Annotated in this window: 13 protein-coding genes; 7 read left to right on the top strand and 6 right to left on the bottom strand. The window is 38.3% G+C overall.

The window, feature by feature from the left end; genetic code table 11:
- Positions 1 to 34 precede the first annotated feature (34 nt).
- From AC0KTX_RS15205 to AC0KTX_RS15190, 4 genes are read right to left on the bottom strand one after another with little or no spacing between them, the layout of a single operon-like run.
- Positions 35 to 478 carry a NisI/SpaI family lantibiotic immunity lipoprotein gene (locus AC0KTX_RS15205; protein ID WP_474252956.1) on the bottom strand — a complete coding sequence of 148 codons (444 nt, stop codon included), beginning with the start codon at positions 476 to 478 and terminating at the stop codon, positions 35 to 37.
- 53 nt (positions 479 to 531) lie between these two features.
- Positions 532 to 1,320, bottom strand: coding sequence for a lantibiotic immunity ABC transporter MutG family permease subunit (locus AC0KTX_RS15200; protein WP_474252955.1), 789 nt, complete (start codon positions 1,318 to 1,320; stop codon positions 532 to 534).
- Between the two features lies 1 nt (position 1,321).
- On the bottom strand, positions 1,322 to 2,059 hold the full coding sequence (locus AC0KTX_RS15195) for a lantibiotic immunity ABC transporter MutE/EpiE family permease subunit (RefSeq protein ID WP_474252958.1): 738 nt from the start codon (positions 2,057 to 2,059) through the stop codon (positions 1,322 to 1,324).
- A 24-nt stretch (positions 2,060 to 2,083) separates the two neighbouring features.
- The gene (locus tag AC0KTX_RS15190) at positions 2,084 to 2,782 is read right to left on the bottom strand and encodes a lantibiotic protection ABC transporter ATP-binding protein (RefSeq protein ID WP_339197848.1); all 699 of its coding nucleotides are present in this window, start codon (positions 2,780 to 2,782) and stop codon (positions 2,084 to 2,086) included.
- 538 nt (positions 2,783 to 3,320) lie between these two features.
- On the opposite strand from AC0KTX_RS15190, the gene AC0KTX_RS15185 reads away from it, so the two are divergent.
- The 6 genes from AC0KTX_RS15185 (at position 3,321) to AC0KTX_RS15160 (ending at position 10,688) form a co-directional block, all read left to right on the top strand.
- The gene (locus AC0KTX_RS15185) at positions 3,321 to 4,361 is read left to right on the top strand and encodes a LacI family DNA-binding transcriptional regulator (protein ID WP_474252954.1); all 1,041 of its coding nucleotides are present in this window, start codon (positions 3,321 to 3,323) and stop codon (positions 4,359 to 4,361) included.
- A gap of 348 nt (positions 4,362 to 4,709) precedes the next feature.
- Entirely contained in the window at positions 4,710 to 5,972 is a 1,263-nt protein-coding gene (locus AC0KTX_RS15180) for an ABC transporter substrate-binding protein (RefSeq protein ID WP_474252957.1), read from the top strand.
- A gap of 70 nt (positions 5,973 to 6,042) precedes the next feature.
- The gene (locus AC0KTX_RS15175; protein WP_474252953.1) at positions 6,043 to 6,960 is read left to right on the top strand and encodes a carbohydrate ABC transporter permease; all 918 of its coding nucleotides are present in this window, start codon (positions 6,043 to 6,045) and stop codon (positions 6,958 to 6,960) included.
- Positions 6,960 to 7,787 (top strand): carbohydrate ABC transporter permease, encoded by an 828-nt coding sequence (locus AC0KTX_RS15170; RefSeq protein WP_474252952.1) that lies wholly within the window; start codon positions 6,960 to 6,962, stop codon positions 7,785 to 7,787. The genes AC0KTX_RS15175 and AC0KTX_RS15170 overlap by 1 nt, the downstream gene beginning before the upstream one ends.
- A gap of 33 nt (positions 7,788 to 7,820) precedes the next feature.
- A complete protein-coding gene (locus tag AC0KTX_RS15165; RefSeq protein ID WP_474252951.1) occupies positions 7,821 to 10,049 on the top strand; it encodes an alpha-galactosidase in 2,229 nt (742 codons plus the stop codon).
- 495 nt (positions 10,050 to 10,544) lie between these two features.
- Entirely contained in the window at positions 10,545 to 10,688 is a 144-nt protein-coding gene (locus AC0KTX_RS15160; RefSeq protein ID WP_474252950.1) for a hypothetical protein, read from the top strand.
- 40 nt (positions 10,689 to 10,728) lie between these two features.
- Here the strand turns inward: AC0KTX_RS15160 and AC0KTX_RS15155 are convergent, their stop codons facing one another.
- Both AC0KTX_RS15155 and AC0KTX_RS15150 read right to left on the bottom strand, forming a co-directional pair.
- A complete protein-coding gene (locus AC0KTX_RS15155; RefSeq protein WP_474252949.1) occupies positions 10,729 to 11,445 on the bottom strand; it encodes a response regulator in 717 nt (238 codons plus the stop codon).
- 12 nt (positions 11,446 to 11,457) lie between these two features.
- The gene (locus AC0KTX_RS15150; protein ID WP_474252948.1) at positions 11,458 to 13,035 is read right to left on the bottom strand and encodes an ATP-binding protein; all 1,578 of its coding nucleotides are present in this window, start codon (positions 13,033 to 13,035) and stop codon (positions 11,458 to 11,460) included.
- Positions 13,036 to 13,203: 168 nt separating this feature from the next.
- Here AC0KTX_RS15150 and AC0KTX_RS15145 point away from each other — a divergent pair, with 168 nt between their 5' ends.
- Positions 13,204 to 14,253, top strand: coding sequence for a DctP family TRAP transporter solute-binding subunit (locus tag AC0KTX_RS15145; protein WP_474252947.1), 1,050 nt, complete (start codon positions 13,204 to 13,206; stop codon positions 14,251 to 14,253).
- The last annotated feature ends 141 nt before the right edge of the window (positions 14,254 to 14,394 follow it).

Below are 14,394 nucleotides of genomic sequence, written 5' to 3'. Positions count from 1 at the left end.
ACCACATTCATAGCGAAAGGAGAGAATGGATAACTTAAATATTATCAATTTGTGTCTTGACAAAGGGGTGCATTACAACTGCTATTTCTTCGTCTGGGTTTGTATTTTTTATGCTGTATACCCAGCCAAAGTTATAATGAAATCTTTTTTCTTCTTTTTTATTTGGAAGAACTTCAACTTTTCTAAGTTCTTTTTTGCTTAATATTTCATGTTCTTCATTAATTGTAATACTTTCGGAAACTCTCCCAATAGGTTCTTGTAAATAACTAGGCTTAATGACAGATTCTTGGATAATATAAGTCTTATCTTTATAGCTTATTTCCTTAAAATTTTGTTTGTTTAATTCATATATCGGTAGTTTTTTATCAATCGCCATATTTTTTGTTGCGGTATGTTTTAACTCGCTTATAAGCGAACAACCTCCCAAAAAAATTGAAACGATCAATAAAAGGGAAAATATAGAATTTTTTCTTTTCAATGCATATTTTCTCCTTTCCTGCTTCATCGTGCTTTACAAGATTGTTTTTGTTATTATTCATATGATTTGTTTCCTTCCCATCGATTAAACCATATTATTCCGCCGATTGTTGCGAACACAAAACATATAATCGCCGGTATCATGCCTTTCATCAGTTCTTGAAGAAAGAGCTCTGATGGCTGTATTCCATTAGCAAGCTTTGCTTCAGGCATCAACAATATGGGGATTTTTGCAAGTCTAACAGCCCAAGCCCAAGGTATAAATGGCCACATGTCATCCCCAACAACGGTTGCTCCAATGATAGCTGAAATAAGGAAACCGCCCCCTCCAATAGCTATAGACGCTCCCATCCCATATGCAAAGCTAATAAATATATGCATTGAAAAAAGAAAAAGCGAGCCAATCACTGATAACAGTGCACCTTGCCAAAATAATCCGTAATGAACATCGTCTACATGTAATATAAAACTCATCCCTAACAGCATAAGGAAAGTGGCCAAGAATATATCCATGATTGCTGATAAAATCAGCAAAACTAGTTTACTCATATAAAGTTTTGCTCTTGAAACTGGTTCTGCTAACAGGCCGATAAAATTTCCTGATTTTTCTTCCTGAAACGATATAAGACCTGTAAGTAGAGAGACAATGATAGGTATAGAGACTGTTAACACCTCGAAAAAGCCGCTATATATCTTAATTTGCCATGATGAAGGATTACTGTATTTAGAAAAATACCATAACATACAAACTGGATAAACGATTGGTGTGACAAACACGATAAGTCTAATCGCCGTTCGCTTCGTCTTTATCCATTCGGAAGATAGAACTTGAAGAAAAGACAATTCAGTTCACCTCTTTTTTAGAAAACCAAATCGCTGTCGCAAATGACAGCAAAATAAAAAATACAATCGAGACGGCAATTCCCATTGGAATAACAGAAGAATTTAACAATGGACTTCCTGTTTCCAGCGGGGTTCCATTTGGATGAACACCTACAATAGGAGACATTAGCCTCATTCCCCAGCTCCACGGAATATAAATCCAATAAGGTTCTGAGGCCATCACTACTCCTATGACGATGCCTAAAACACTAACAATAATAGAAACCGCTGTTCCGAATCGTTCTGCCAAAAACAAGCCTATAGGGATGTATGCCAAAGATGTGACCCAAACTGCAAGACTTGCTTGTATTACTACAACTGCTGATGTAATGCTGTTAGGAAGAAAAAATTTTAATATGAACAATAAGAAGATGAGTTCAATAGATGATAACAATGTATATAGGGCAATCACAATGATTTTACTGAACCACATATGTGTTAAACTCATATCATGACATCGTAAAACTCTGTAGTTTCCTGACTTTTTTTCCCTCATTGCAGAAAGTGAAGATATCAAGGCTGTCCCTAACGGCATAAATAGTAATGGCCACCAATTGAATACTGTATATTCGAAATAATTATATTTTGAATGAATAGTAGGCATTGTAAGAATGGCATATAATATAAAAAAGAAAGGGGAAATATATACAATTTTTTTTGTAAATGTACGTTTATATTTTAAATTTTCTGACTGTATCATATTGAGCATTATTTCATTTCCTCCCTATTTCGTTTTTTCACTGACTACTTCCATAAACAATTTTTCTAAATCTTTATTTTTCTCGATTTCACCTTGATATTTGAGTTTTCCATGATGAATGATGCCAATATGATCTGCTAATTGTTCCACTTCTGATAAGATATGACTTGATAAAATGACAGTCATTCCGTGCAATGGGAAGGATCTTATAAGCTTGCGCAATTCTTGTATACCTAGTGGATCAAGCCCGTTTGTTGGCTCATCGAGAATAAGAAGCTTTGGATGATTTAAAAGTGCTTTAGCAATACCTAATCTTTGCTTCATGCCAAACGAAAATTGCGATACTTTCTTTTTACCGGTATTTTCTAAACCAACTATTTTCAGCACTTCTTGTATCCTTGACTCTGGTAAATTTAGTACCTTTGTATGAACAAGTAGATTCTCATAAGCGGTCAAATTGCCATAAAGACCCGGTGATTCAATAAGTACACCTATGTCTTTAAGATCTTTTCTGCTCCATCGATGACCGTTAAATATAATTTCGCCAGATGTGGGATGTAAAAGCCCTGTTAACAGTTTTAAAGTCGTTGATTTTCCGGCTCCATTTGGCCCGAGCAGTCCATAGATCGTGTTTGTTTTCACCTTTAAAGAAACATTGTCTGCCGCTAACTGTTTGCCAAAAGATTTACTCAAATGGTGAGTTTTCAAAATGTATTTCTCCATTTTCGATTCCCCTTTCTCTTGAAGAAACTTTAAAGAGGTGTGTGTTGCTGAAACAAAAAGGTGGCTGTTTCAATGTTTACTCCAGTTTCAAAAGACAATCACGATTCAACTTCCGATGATTCAAACATTTCATGAATCTCGTAATGAAAGTGTAACTTCCAATTATAAAGATTTTATAAGGCGATTATTTGTTATTTTTTAAACTATCCGTTTAGGCCCTTTATTGAATGGCTGCTAAGAAGCTGGCATTCTAAATTGGCCGATTGTTTAAAACGATTGGATAGTTCATAAGTTTTTTGAAAGGCTGAAACATAGGAAACCCATAAGCGTAATCGTCTCTGATCAACAAGGTGGGTTAAGCTATTGAAAAGCATTTTCCAAGGCTCTATAAAACCAAAAAAACATGATCATGCCTTCTTTTTTACAGCAATAACGAATTACCCCATTTTCGCGGACTTTTTTATTGTTTGTAAATTAAAATTTTGGTAAAATGACAGAAAAATTTAGTAAAAAATATGTTTAGAATGAGGTTGTGGAGATGGCGACAATTAAAGATATTGCGAAGCTGGCAAATGTTTCAACTGCCACTGTATCAAGAGTATTGAATAATGACCCGACATTATCTGTGGCCGAGGATACGAGAAAACGTATTTTGGATACGGCAAAACAATTGGACTATACACCTCTGCGGAAAAAAACGAAAAAACTTCCGGTAGAAGGGAAAAAAAAATCTTTTAATATTGGGTTTGTCATCATATATTCCGAAGAATATGAGTATAACGATCCTTATTTTATGTCCATTCGAGTTGGCTGCGAAAAAACTTGCCAAGATCTTGGGATGGAAATTTCGACGATTTACCGGGTAAACAGCAATGGTGATCCCTCAAAACTGAGCAACTTGGACGGCATTATTGTCATCGGCTCTTTAGATATCGAAAATTTGGAGGAATTTTATAACCATAATTCTAATGTCGTCTTTATTGATTATGACCCGAATGACTCGCATGTAAAATATGATGTCGTGATTTCAGATTTTAAGAAAGCCACCGCCAAAGTGCTTGACTATTTATTTCAATTAAATCATCAAAATATCGGCTATATCGGCGGGGTGCAGCAAATTAAAACTCTCGACAATTTGAGCAAGTCTGAAAATCGCGATCCGAGAATAGAAACGTTTGAAAAAATCATGAAAGAAAAAAAACTATTCAAGGAAGAAAATGTATACATTGCCGACTGGCTGACGAGTGAAGGTTACAAGATCATGAAACAGGCGATTAAGAAAGGAAGCCTGCCGACGGCTTTTATTATCGGAAGCGATCCAATGGCAATTGGCGCACTGCATGCTCTAAGGGAAGCCAATATTAAAGTGCCGGAAGACATTTCGATTATTAGTTTCGATGATATTGAAACGGCTGCATTTGTAAGTCCACCGTTAACAACAGTAAAAATTTATGCAGAGGAAATGGGAAGTATGGCGGCAAAAGTATTGTTTGACAGATTAAACGGACGGAAAGTTCCGGTAAAAGTTGAACTTCCAACAGATTTGGTGATACGCAATAGCTGCAGGGCATTAGATTGATTGAAAAATTAATGAATGAAAAAGGGAGTCCTAAACATTTAACGTTTAGGGCTTTTTTACTTAACTTTTCGCTGATTTTTAATAAAAAGGGCCCTTTATCACCTTTATTTTTAGTAAAAATATTTAGGGAAATGAATTGACACCGCTTTCATATTTTGATATATTTTATCTATAAATTTAGTAAAAATTTTCTTGATGTTTCTGCTATTAGGATAATTAATAAAAATATTTTACTTAATATACCTTTTGTTTACTTGTTGTAAAGGGGGTGTTTAAAAGTACAGGAGGTTAAAATCAGCTGCGTACTATTTTCAATCTATAACAATATAGGGGGATAAAAAAGTGAAAATCAAGAATTATTTTAAAGTTTTGCTTTTTGTTGTAATCGCTGTCATTTTAGCAGCGGGGTGCAACAAGGGAGGCTCTTCTTCTAAAGACGAGAAAGTTACGTTAACTCTTTACTCAACCGTTACAAATGAAGCTGACCAAGAAACATTGACGAATGTTATCAAAAAATTTGAGAAAGAAAACCCAAATATTAAAATTGAATACAATTATCCTGCCGGCGAGTATGAAAGCATGCTGAGGGTAAAAATGGCCGCCAATGACATGCCGGATTTGTTCGACACCCATGGCTGGGCAAAGCTTCGTTACGGAGAATATGTTGAAGATTTAAGCGATATGGATTGGGTAAAAGACATGGATCCGTCTCTCGAGACGGTTTTAAAGGATGAAAACGGGAAAGTGTATGCTTATCCTTTAAACCAAGCGAAGGACGGCATTGTATATAATGCAACCATTTTAGAGAAGTACGGCATTGAACCGCCGAAAACATTTGATGAATTCATGAAAGCATTAGAAACCGTGAAAGAAAAAAGCAAAGGCGAAGTAACGCCGCTTTGGTTTGCCGGCTCTGACAAAAATGCGCTAGGTCAATATTTTGACCAATTTGCTACACCGCTTCTTGTCACTCATCCGGAGCACAACTTCGAAAAAGAATTGTTAAACGGCAAGTTTGATTGGTCAAATTATACGTTCCTTCCGCAAAAATTAAAAGAAATGCAAGAAAAAGGCCTTTTAAATGAAGATGTGCTGACGGCGCAAAACCATCAAATGAATGAGTTAATGGCTCAAGGAAAGATCGCCTTTATCTTTGGAGGAGGATTATTAGGAAAAGACATCCCTGAGTTGAATCCTGATATAAAATTGGGCATTATGCCGATGCCGGCAATTCATGAAGGTGATGTTCAAAGCTGGATTGGCGGCGAGCGCCATACATTAGCAGTTTGGAAAGATTCAAAACATAAGAAAGAAGCAAAAAAATTCATTGAATTTTTGTCTAAGCCTGAAATTGTCAAAGAAATCGCTGAAGGTACATCACTTCCGGCAGGTTTGACAAATGCTGAAGCAAAAAACTATTTTTCTGATTATTATGAAAAATATAAAGATGTAAAAGTTCAACCGTATTTCGACCGCGTTTATTTGCCTAGCGGAATGTGGGATGTAATGGGCTCAACTGGACAAGAATTGCTTTCCGGTTCTATGACGCCTGATCAAGTTTCCAAAAAAATGGCCGAAGAATATAAAAGATTACGAGAGGAAAATAAATAACAACGATATAAAGGGGCAGATGAAATGAATCTGTCCCCCTTTATACCAATTGTAGTGGGAGCTGAAAAAAATGAACGGACAATCGAAAAAAGCAATTTTAAACTATACGAAACAGAAAAGGCTGAATAATCAAAGTTCCCTCTGGTGGATGTACCTTCCTGCTTTATTGGTTGTTTCCTTCTTTATCATTTATCCGTTCTTTAAAGGTTTGCGAATCTCATTTACAAACTGGAACGGCTTCTCGCAAAGCTATGATTATGTAGGTTTTGAGCAATATATACGCATGTTCAAAGACCCTGATACATGGCTGATTGTGAAAAATACTTTGCTATATGGGATCGGAAGTACAATTTTTCAAAACATTATTGGATTGTTTTATGCGCTTCTTCTCAACAAAAACATTCGTTTCAGAACGCTTACCCGTACGATCGTGTATATTCCGGTAATTATCAGCCCTCTTATTATGGGGTATATCTGGTATTTCTTTTTTGCCTTCCAAGGCGGCGCCCTCAATGATTTATTGATGTATTTCGGCATGGAAAAGATCAATGCACTGGCTAATCCTAAGTTAAACACATGGATCATCGTTTTTGTCAACACCTATCAATATGTCGGAGTTGCGATGATAATTTATTTAGCCGGGTTGCAAAGTATTTCGAATGATTACTATGAAGCTGCGCAAATCGATGGCGCATCGGCGTTTCAACAGTTTAAAAACATTACTCTTCCGCTATTAATGCCTTCTATTACCATTAATATGGTTATCAACATTATTGGCGGATTAAAACTGTTTGACGTCATTATAGCCTTAACAGGCGGAGGACCGGGGAATGCTTCCCAATCCATGTCCACGTTTATGTATGATCTTTACTTTAACAGACAAGCTGCCGGCTATGCGGCTACACAAGGCGTTTTAATGGTTGTCATTATTTTGGTGATTAGCTTGTCTGCCCTGTTGTTCTTCAGACGCAAGGAGGTTGAGGCGTAATGAGCGAAAGAAAGCCAAAACTATCTTTTTGGTCTTTGATTGCCTTTTTCATTGCTTTGTTTCACTTAATCCCATTTTATATTTTAATCACGACGGCTTTTAAAGATAAGACAGATTTTAGTTCAAAATGGAAATTTCCAAACTACATTCAATGGGAAAATTTCAGTGAAGCTTGGGAGCGCGCCCATCTCGGCACAGGGCTGGCAAATACAGCAATCATTACGTTTTTTTCTGCACTTTTATTAATTATTTTCGGTTCTTTGGCTGCTTATCCGCTGGCAAGACGAAAAACAAAACTGAATCAGTTTATGTATATGCTGTTTATTTCCATTATGGTGATTCCGCCTCTTACGGCTTTAGTCCCTCTTTACCAATTAGTCGTAGACATTGGAATGATGAACACACGGACTGTCGCCGTTCTGAACAATGTGGCGGCCTACATGTCTTTAACCATTTTCTTGTATGTCGGTTTTATTCGTTCAAGCATTCCTGCTGAACTTGAGGAAGCAGCAAGAATTGATGGAGCCAGTACGGTTGGAATATTTTTTAGAATTATTTTTCCTTTATTAAAACCTGTGACAGCTTCCATTTTAATTATTTCATGTGTTTATATTTGGAATGACTATCAATTTGCAATTTTCTTCCTTCAATCGGAAGAAGTGAAAACGATCACCGTCGCGCTTTCTGGATTTTTCGGCATGAACACGAACAATCTCAATTTAGTGGCTGCCGCATCGATGATCGCCATGATGCCAATGCTTGTCTTATTTTTACTATTGCAGAAGTATTTTATACAAGGACTTGCTGCAGGATCTGTAAAAGGATAAAAGGTTTAGAAGTTGCAAAGGAGATGTGACAATATGCCAATACGATATAATGAAAAAACGAAAGAATTTCATATTCAAGGAAAAGACTTCAGCTATATTTTGAACGTGTTAAAGAACAAACAGCTTGGTCATTTATATTATGGGAAAAAAATCCGTCATCGCGAAAGCTTTGCGCATTTGCTGAAATTGGAGGCGAGGCCGAATCTTGCATGTGTCTTTGAAGGCGACTTGGCGTTTTCGCTTGATGTCATTAAGCAAGAATATCCTAGTTACGGAACAACCGATTTTAGAGAACCTGCTATTCAAATCTTGCAAGAAGATGGAAGCAGAATTACTAATTTTGAATATAAAAGCCATTCCATTTTTGACGGAAAGCCAAAGCTAAAAGGGCTTCCGGCCACATATGTGGAAGATCCGACAGAAGCTTCAACATTGGAAATTATTTTGCATGATGAAGTCATTGATGCGGAGCTTCATCTTTATTACACGGTGTATCATGACAGAAACGTGTTAACCAGAAGTGTTAAAATCGTCAATAATGGCAGCCAAAAATTGAATATTACCCGAATCATGAGTGCAAGCGTTGACTTCTTTGACTCCGATTTTGAAATGGTTCACTTATCAGGGGCTTGGGCAAGGGAAAGACATGTGAAAGTACGAAAACTGGAGACTGGCATCCAAAGTATATCAAGCACAAGAGGAACAAGCAGCCCGCAGCAAAATCCATTTATCGCCTTGAAGCGTCCGGAAACGAACGAGCATTCCGGAGAAGTTTATGGCTTCAATTTTGTATACAGCGGCAATTTTCTCGCTCAAGTGGAAGTTGATTATTATGATGTAACAAGGGTTACAATGGGTATCAATCCTTTTGACTTCAATTGGCTTCTTGAGAGCGGCGAGGAATTTCAAGCGCCGGAAGTAGTCATGGTTTACTCGGACCAAGGGTTGAACAAGTTGAGTCAGGCGTACCACGACCTTTATCGGACAAGATTGGCCAGAGGACAGTGGCGCGACAAAACAAGACCGGTGTTAATCAACAACTGGGAGGCAACATATTTTCATTTTAATGAAGAAAAAATCTTGGATATTGCCAGAACGGCGAAAGATCTTGGCATCGAATTGTTTGTCCTCGATGACGGCTGGTTCGGCGAGCGTGACGATGATACCACTTCTCTCGGCGACTGGTTTGCCGATAAACGGAAACTGCCGAATGGAATCGAAGGTATTGCCAAAAAAATTACCGAACTGGGCTTAAAATTCGGTTTATGGTTTGAGCCTGAAATGGTATCGAAAAAGAGCAGACTGTACGAGCAGCATCCGGATTGGTTGATTCAAGTGAAGAACCGCCGTTTATCACATGGCAGAAATCAATATGTTCTGGATTTATCCAGAAAAGAGGTTGTTGACCATATTTATGAAATGATGGCGAAAGTGTTAAGAGAAGCTGAAATTTCTTATGTCAAATGGGATATGAACCGCTACATGACGGAAATCGGTTCTTTGGCTCTCGCTCCGGAACGGCAAAGAGAAGTGCCTCACCGCTATATTCTTGGAGTGTATGATTTGTATGAAAGATTAACGAGCGAATTTCCGCATGTTCTGTTTGAATCTTGTGCAAGCGGCGGTGCACGATTTGATCCGGGAATGCTTTATTATGCACCGCAAACTTGGACGAGTGATAATACAGATGCGATTGAACGCTTGAAGATTCAATACGGCACATCGTTCGCCTATCCGCTGAGTTCAATGGGAGCGCACGTATCGGCTGTGCCGAACCATCAAGTAAAACGGATGACAAGCTTGGATACGAGAGGAAATGTTGCATATTTTGGCATGTTTGGGTATGAATTGGATATCACGAAAATGACAGAGGAAGAAAAAGAAATTGTCAAAAAGCAAATCGCCTTTTATAAAGATCATCGCGAATTGATTCAAAAAGGAACGTTTTACCGATTAATAAGCCCCTTTGACGGAGACGGAAATGTGACGGCATGGATGGTTGTTTCAGAAGATCAAAAGGAAGCGCTTGTAGGCTACTATCAAGTGCTGGCAAAGCCAAATCACGGATATCCCCGCATTCTGTTAAAAGGGCTAAACGGCGATTTTGAATATGAAATTAAAGGAGTCGAAGGCACATTTTTCGGCGACGAACTGATGAACGTCGGCATTCAGTTGACGAAGGATATCTTTGAGGCCCGTATCGGCGCCAATGAATCAGGCGATTTTTCTTCAAAACTCTTTAAGCTCAAAGCAAAAAAATGATAGAACCGGGGCGACTGCCTCGGTTTTTTAATCAACATTGATTTCGGAGAGCCTCCAATACTTCCCCTTATTACAGCCAAGTCCTAATTATTGTGTAATATCACACTCCCAGCCCAGCGAACTTAGACTCCCGGCAAAACAAACCGCTTCCTTTTTACACAAAATTCAGGATTTAATCCTTATTACAGAAGAAGTGATGGATTTTTAACGCGGGCTGGGGCATGGATCGAGGAAGAGCCAAATTACTAAAGTGCGCAAAATCCGCCATTTGCAAAATGCTGCACGGTATTAGCGGATTTTAGCCTGAAATCATGAGTTTTGCTCATTGGCAGCGATTGTTGCTTAGCCATTATTTTGCAAGTGAATGATTTTGTTGATGGCGCCAAAAATGAAAGGCGTAAAGAAGATTTACGTCCGGGTGAAGTACACCATAGATTTTTGAAAATATGAATTGGATTCAGTTTATGACGATTCTATGAAGAAGAATTTTAAGCGATGGATGCCTTGTTGGCAATTGCCGATTTTTCGGAGGCTGCAGCGATTGGAAGCGGCGTCATCCTTTCATTGCAGGGAATAAAAAGCTTGCGCCTGGAAATGATTTTTATAGCCAAAATTGCTGGGATAAATGACGGGATTTGAATCCAGGCTTGAATGGTTCATCCTCAAAAATTATTTCAGTTTAAGGCTGCCCCTCCCTTTTTGAAATATCACCGTAATACTGATACTTGTTAATAGGTCTGCCGATACTACCGTATTGAATGTCGAGTTTGACTTTTTTCGTTTTGACCAAATAGTCTAAATATCTTCGAGCTGTCACGCGGGCAATGCCAACGCCTTCTGCGGCTTCTTCAGCGGAAACCGGTTCTATTTGCTGCTTTAGAAAATGGATGATTTTTTCGAGTGTTACTTGGTTTAACCCTTTCGGCAGTTCTTCTTCCGGTTTTGGATTTCCCTTTTTATGGTGTAGCAGCATAGTGTCTAAATCCGTTTGCGTCAGTTTTTCCTTTTCTTGCATCTGAACATGATATTCCATATATTTTTGCAATGACTGTTGTAGGCGCTCGAATTTGAAAGGCTTCATAATGTAGTCAAAAGCGCCGTTTTGCAAAACGCGGCGCACCGTTTCTATGTCCCGGGCAGCTGTAATGGCAATGACATCAACAGAATGTCCTTCAGAGCGCATTTGCTTGAGAGTTTCTAAGCCGTCTTGATTAGGCATGTAAATATCAATCACAACGAGATCAGGCTTCAAATCCCGCACAAGATCCATTCCTTCTTTTCCGTTTCCGGCAATCCCAATGACAACAAAACCTTCTATTTTTTCAATGAATTTTTTATTTACTTCTTGAACCATAGGATCGTCCTCAATTAACAATACGCTCACATTTTTGTCCATTGCCATCCCACCTCACATTTCAAACGTAATGATAAATGCAGTCCCCATGCCTTTCTGTGATTCAACTTGAATATCGCCGTTTGCTTGATCAACGATTTGTTTGACTAAATATAAGCCAATGCCCTGATTTTGGTTGTTCTTTGTCGAATATCCTTTTTTAAAAATAGAAGGCAATACGGTTTGATCGATGCCGGGGCCGTTATCTTGTACGAAAAGAGTAAAAATTTCTTCATTTTGGTCGATGCTGATGTAAATTTCTTTATCTTTTGTCGTTATTTCTTGAAAGGCGTCAAAGGCGTTTTCAATTAAATTTCCCAGAATGATGCCGACATCATGATGATCAATGTTTTGAGGGAATTTTTCCAAATGGCTGTTGCGATCAATGATGACTTTCACACCGAGCTCTTTCCCGCGGCTGATCTTTCCTAATAAAAGTCCGGAAATGCTTTCGTCTTTAATATTTTGGCTTAAAAGCTTTGTCACTTCTTCTTGTTCTTCCGTTTCTTTGAATACGTATTCCAGCGCTTTCTCTTGTTGTCCGAGCTGAATAAGGCCGGCTATTGTATGCAATTTGTTCATATGCTCATGGTTTTGAACGCGAAGAGCATGAACGAAAGCTTTTACTCCTGTTAATTCCTCCGCCAGTTTTTTGATCTCTGTACGATCTTGGAAAATGGCAACGGCACCAACGGTTTGATGATTTACCTTAATCGGAATGCGGTTGCTTAAAATGCTTAAATTTCGGACATGTAATTCTTTATTGTAAATCGGGCGGTCGATTTTTAAAATTTCCGGAAGCCTCGTGTCGGAAATCACATCGCGAATTGGTTTTCCGATCACATCCCCCTCAATGCCCATCATTTGTTTGGCACGGTCATTAAAAATGGTAATGCGTTCATTTTTATCAATGGCAATGACTCCTTCATGCATGGCGTTAAACGCTTCTGTCCGTTCAACGAGCAGTTTGGCAATTTCAAAAGGCTCCAAATGAAACATCTGTCTTTTGATGTGTCTTGCAAGCAGCCAAGCTCCCAACCCGCCAAACAGCAGAACAAGAAAAGATGAAAAGATGATTTGCGACTTTAAAGAGGATAGCAAGTCCGACAAGTCTGGCATTTTATAAGCAGCAATCACGACGCCAATCTGTTTGTGATCTTTATTCATGACAGGAACAAAAGCCCGAATAACGGTCCCAATCTCGCCCTTTGCTTTTGATGTATAGGTATGTTCAGTGAAGGCCGGCCCTTCATCAGCCCCTTTCGATTTCGTGCCGATCATCGATTGAATCGGATGCGAAAGCCGAGTGCGCTCCATATCGAGAACAACTATATATTCTGTGCCATTAATAAATTGAAGGCGCTCAATGACGGAAGGGATTAATTTTTTGTCATTTTCATCTCCGGCAAGTCCTCTCTTGACTTCAGGAAGTGCGGCAACAGTGCGGGCGGCCAAGACTGATTGTTGTTTTAAATTTTCTTCCTTTTGCTCAAAATAATCGCCGACAATGAATAAACCGCCAAAAAGAAGCGATAAACAGACGATGAAAAAAATTAACCCGGTAATTTTGAATTGAATAGGTAAACGCTGCATAAACCGACCTCTTTTAAACTGAAAACTCTTTCTTTATTTTATCATAATTCACCTGTTTCCAAGGATATGTATGCGCAAGCGGTTCAAACCCGTTATTTCATTTGTCGGCTGTTAGATAGACAAGGTAAAATGGTGGTAACATTTAATATTCAAAATGGTGTGGTGGCAATGAAAAAAGGAATTTGGATCGTTATTTGTTTGATCATAGGAATGGTTTGTTCTCTTTTTTTCTTTCCAAACATTGCGGCATATTTTCAACATGACACTCCCGTTTATGATGATGAACAAGAAGGTTTAAAAGGTCAAATTACGATCTATTTTAGCCATGTGGTGGCGGAAAATACTCCGAAAGGTTTAGCTGCGCAAAGATTTAAGGAACTGATTGAAAAAAAGACAAACGGACGGGTGCATGTCGTGATTTTTCCGAACGGTTCTCTCTATTCCGATAATGATGAGGTAGAAGCATTAAAAAAAGGAAAAGTGCAAATGATCGCTCCCTCTTATTCAAAAGTGGCTGACTTAGTACCAGAATGGGAAGTTTTGGATTTGCCGTTTATTTTTCAAAACAGCCGACATGTCGAAAAGGTTTTAACAGGGGACACAGGAAAAAATCTTTTAGGAATGTTGGATGCGAAAGGGTTTAAAGGATTGGCCTTCTGGGGAAATGGTTTTAAACAGATGATTAATCAACAAACGTTTGTAAAAGAACCAAAGGATTTCCAAAATAAAAAATTCCGCATCATGCCAAACAAAGTGATTCAAAAACAATTTCGAGTGTTAGGAGCAAACCCGGTCGTCGCTTCTTTTGATCAAATATATGAATTGCTAGAAAAAGACGAATTTGATGGGCAGGAAAATACCATCTCCAATATTTATTCGAAAAGTTTTTACCAATTTCATCCCTATTTGACGATGAGCAATCATGGTTATTTAGGATATGTCGTCATGGTCAATCAAGACTTTTGGAACAAGATTCCGAACACGATTCAAAAGCAAATTGTTGATGCGCTGAATGAAACCACTCGTTGGAATATGGAGCAGGCGAATCGGCTAAACGAGGAGCAATATCAGCAAATGTTAAAAAATCCACACATCCATATTCATGTCCTGACCGAAAAAGAGCGCAGACAATGGATGGAGAAGTTTTCGCCGCTTTATGAAGTGTATGAGAGGAAGTATCCGAAATTATTAACGGACATAAAAAAAGAAGCGGAATAAATAAGGATCAACGCATCCGTTCAATCTTAAGGCTGTCTATTGGCAGCTTTTTTTCTTGAAAAAGGAGCATTCCTGTTAGAAGTTTTTTCGGGGACTTGAATAAAAAAAGCCCTCTTGGTATGATTCGGGGGTGTCAATCAC

The organism is Aeribacillus sp. JST-2 (genome assembly GCF_056032925.1).
Note: the sequence above shows the minus strand (reverse complement) of the source record. Positions and strands in the feature narration are given on the sequence as shown.

Excerpts from the sequence above, each read along its gene's own strand:
- AC0KTX_RS15195 (WP_474252958.1), bottom strand. The coding sequence starts at position 2,059 with ATGATACAGTCAGAAAATTTAAAATATAAACGTACATTTACAAAAAAA.
- AC0KTX_RS15145 (WP_474252947.1), top strand. The coding sequence starts at position 13,204 with ATGAAAAAAGGAATTTGGATCGTTATTTGTTTGATCATAGGAATGGTT.
- AC0KTX_RS15170 (WP_474252952.1), top strand. The coding sequence starts at position 6,960 with ATGAGCGAAAGAAAGCCAAAACTATCTTTTTGGTCTTTGATTGCCTTT.
- AC0KTX_RS15175 (WP_474252953.1), top strand. The coding sequence starts at position 6,043 with ATGAACGGACAATCGAAAAAAGCAATTTTAAACTATACGAAACAGAAA.
- AC0KTX_RS15185 (WP_474252954.1), top strand. The coding sequence starts at position 3,321 with ATGGCGACAATTAAAGATATTGCGAAGCTGGCAAATGTTTCAACTGCC.
- AC0KTX_RS15160 (WP_474252950.1), top strand. The coding sequence starts at position 10,545 with ATGGATGCCTTGTTGGCAATTGCCGATTTTTCGGAGGCTGCAGCGATT.
- AC0KTX_RS15165 (WP_474252951.1), top strand. The coding sequence starts at position 7,821 with ATGCCAATACGATATAATGAAAAAACGAAAGAATTTCATATTCAAGGA.
- AC0KTX_RS15190 (WP_339197848.1), bottom strand. The coding sequence starts at position 2,782 with ATGGAGAAATACATTTTGAAAACTCACCATTTGAGTAAATCTTTTGGC.
- AC0KTX_RS15155 (WP_474252949.1), bottom strand. The coding sequence starts at position 11,445 with ATGGACAAAAATGTGAGCGTATTGTTAATTGAGGACGATCCTATGGTT.
- AC0KTX_RS15150 (WP_474252948.1), bottom strand. The coding sequence starts at position 13,035 with ATGCAGCGTTTACCTATTCAATTCAAAATTACCGGGTTAATTTTTTTC.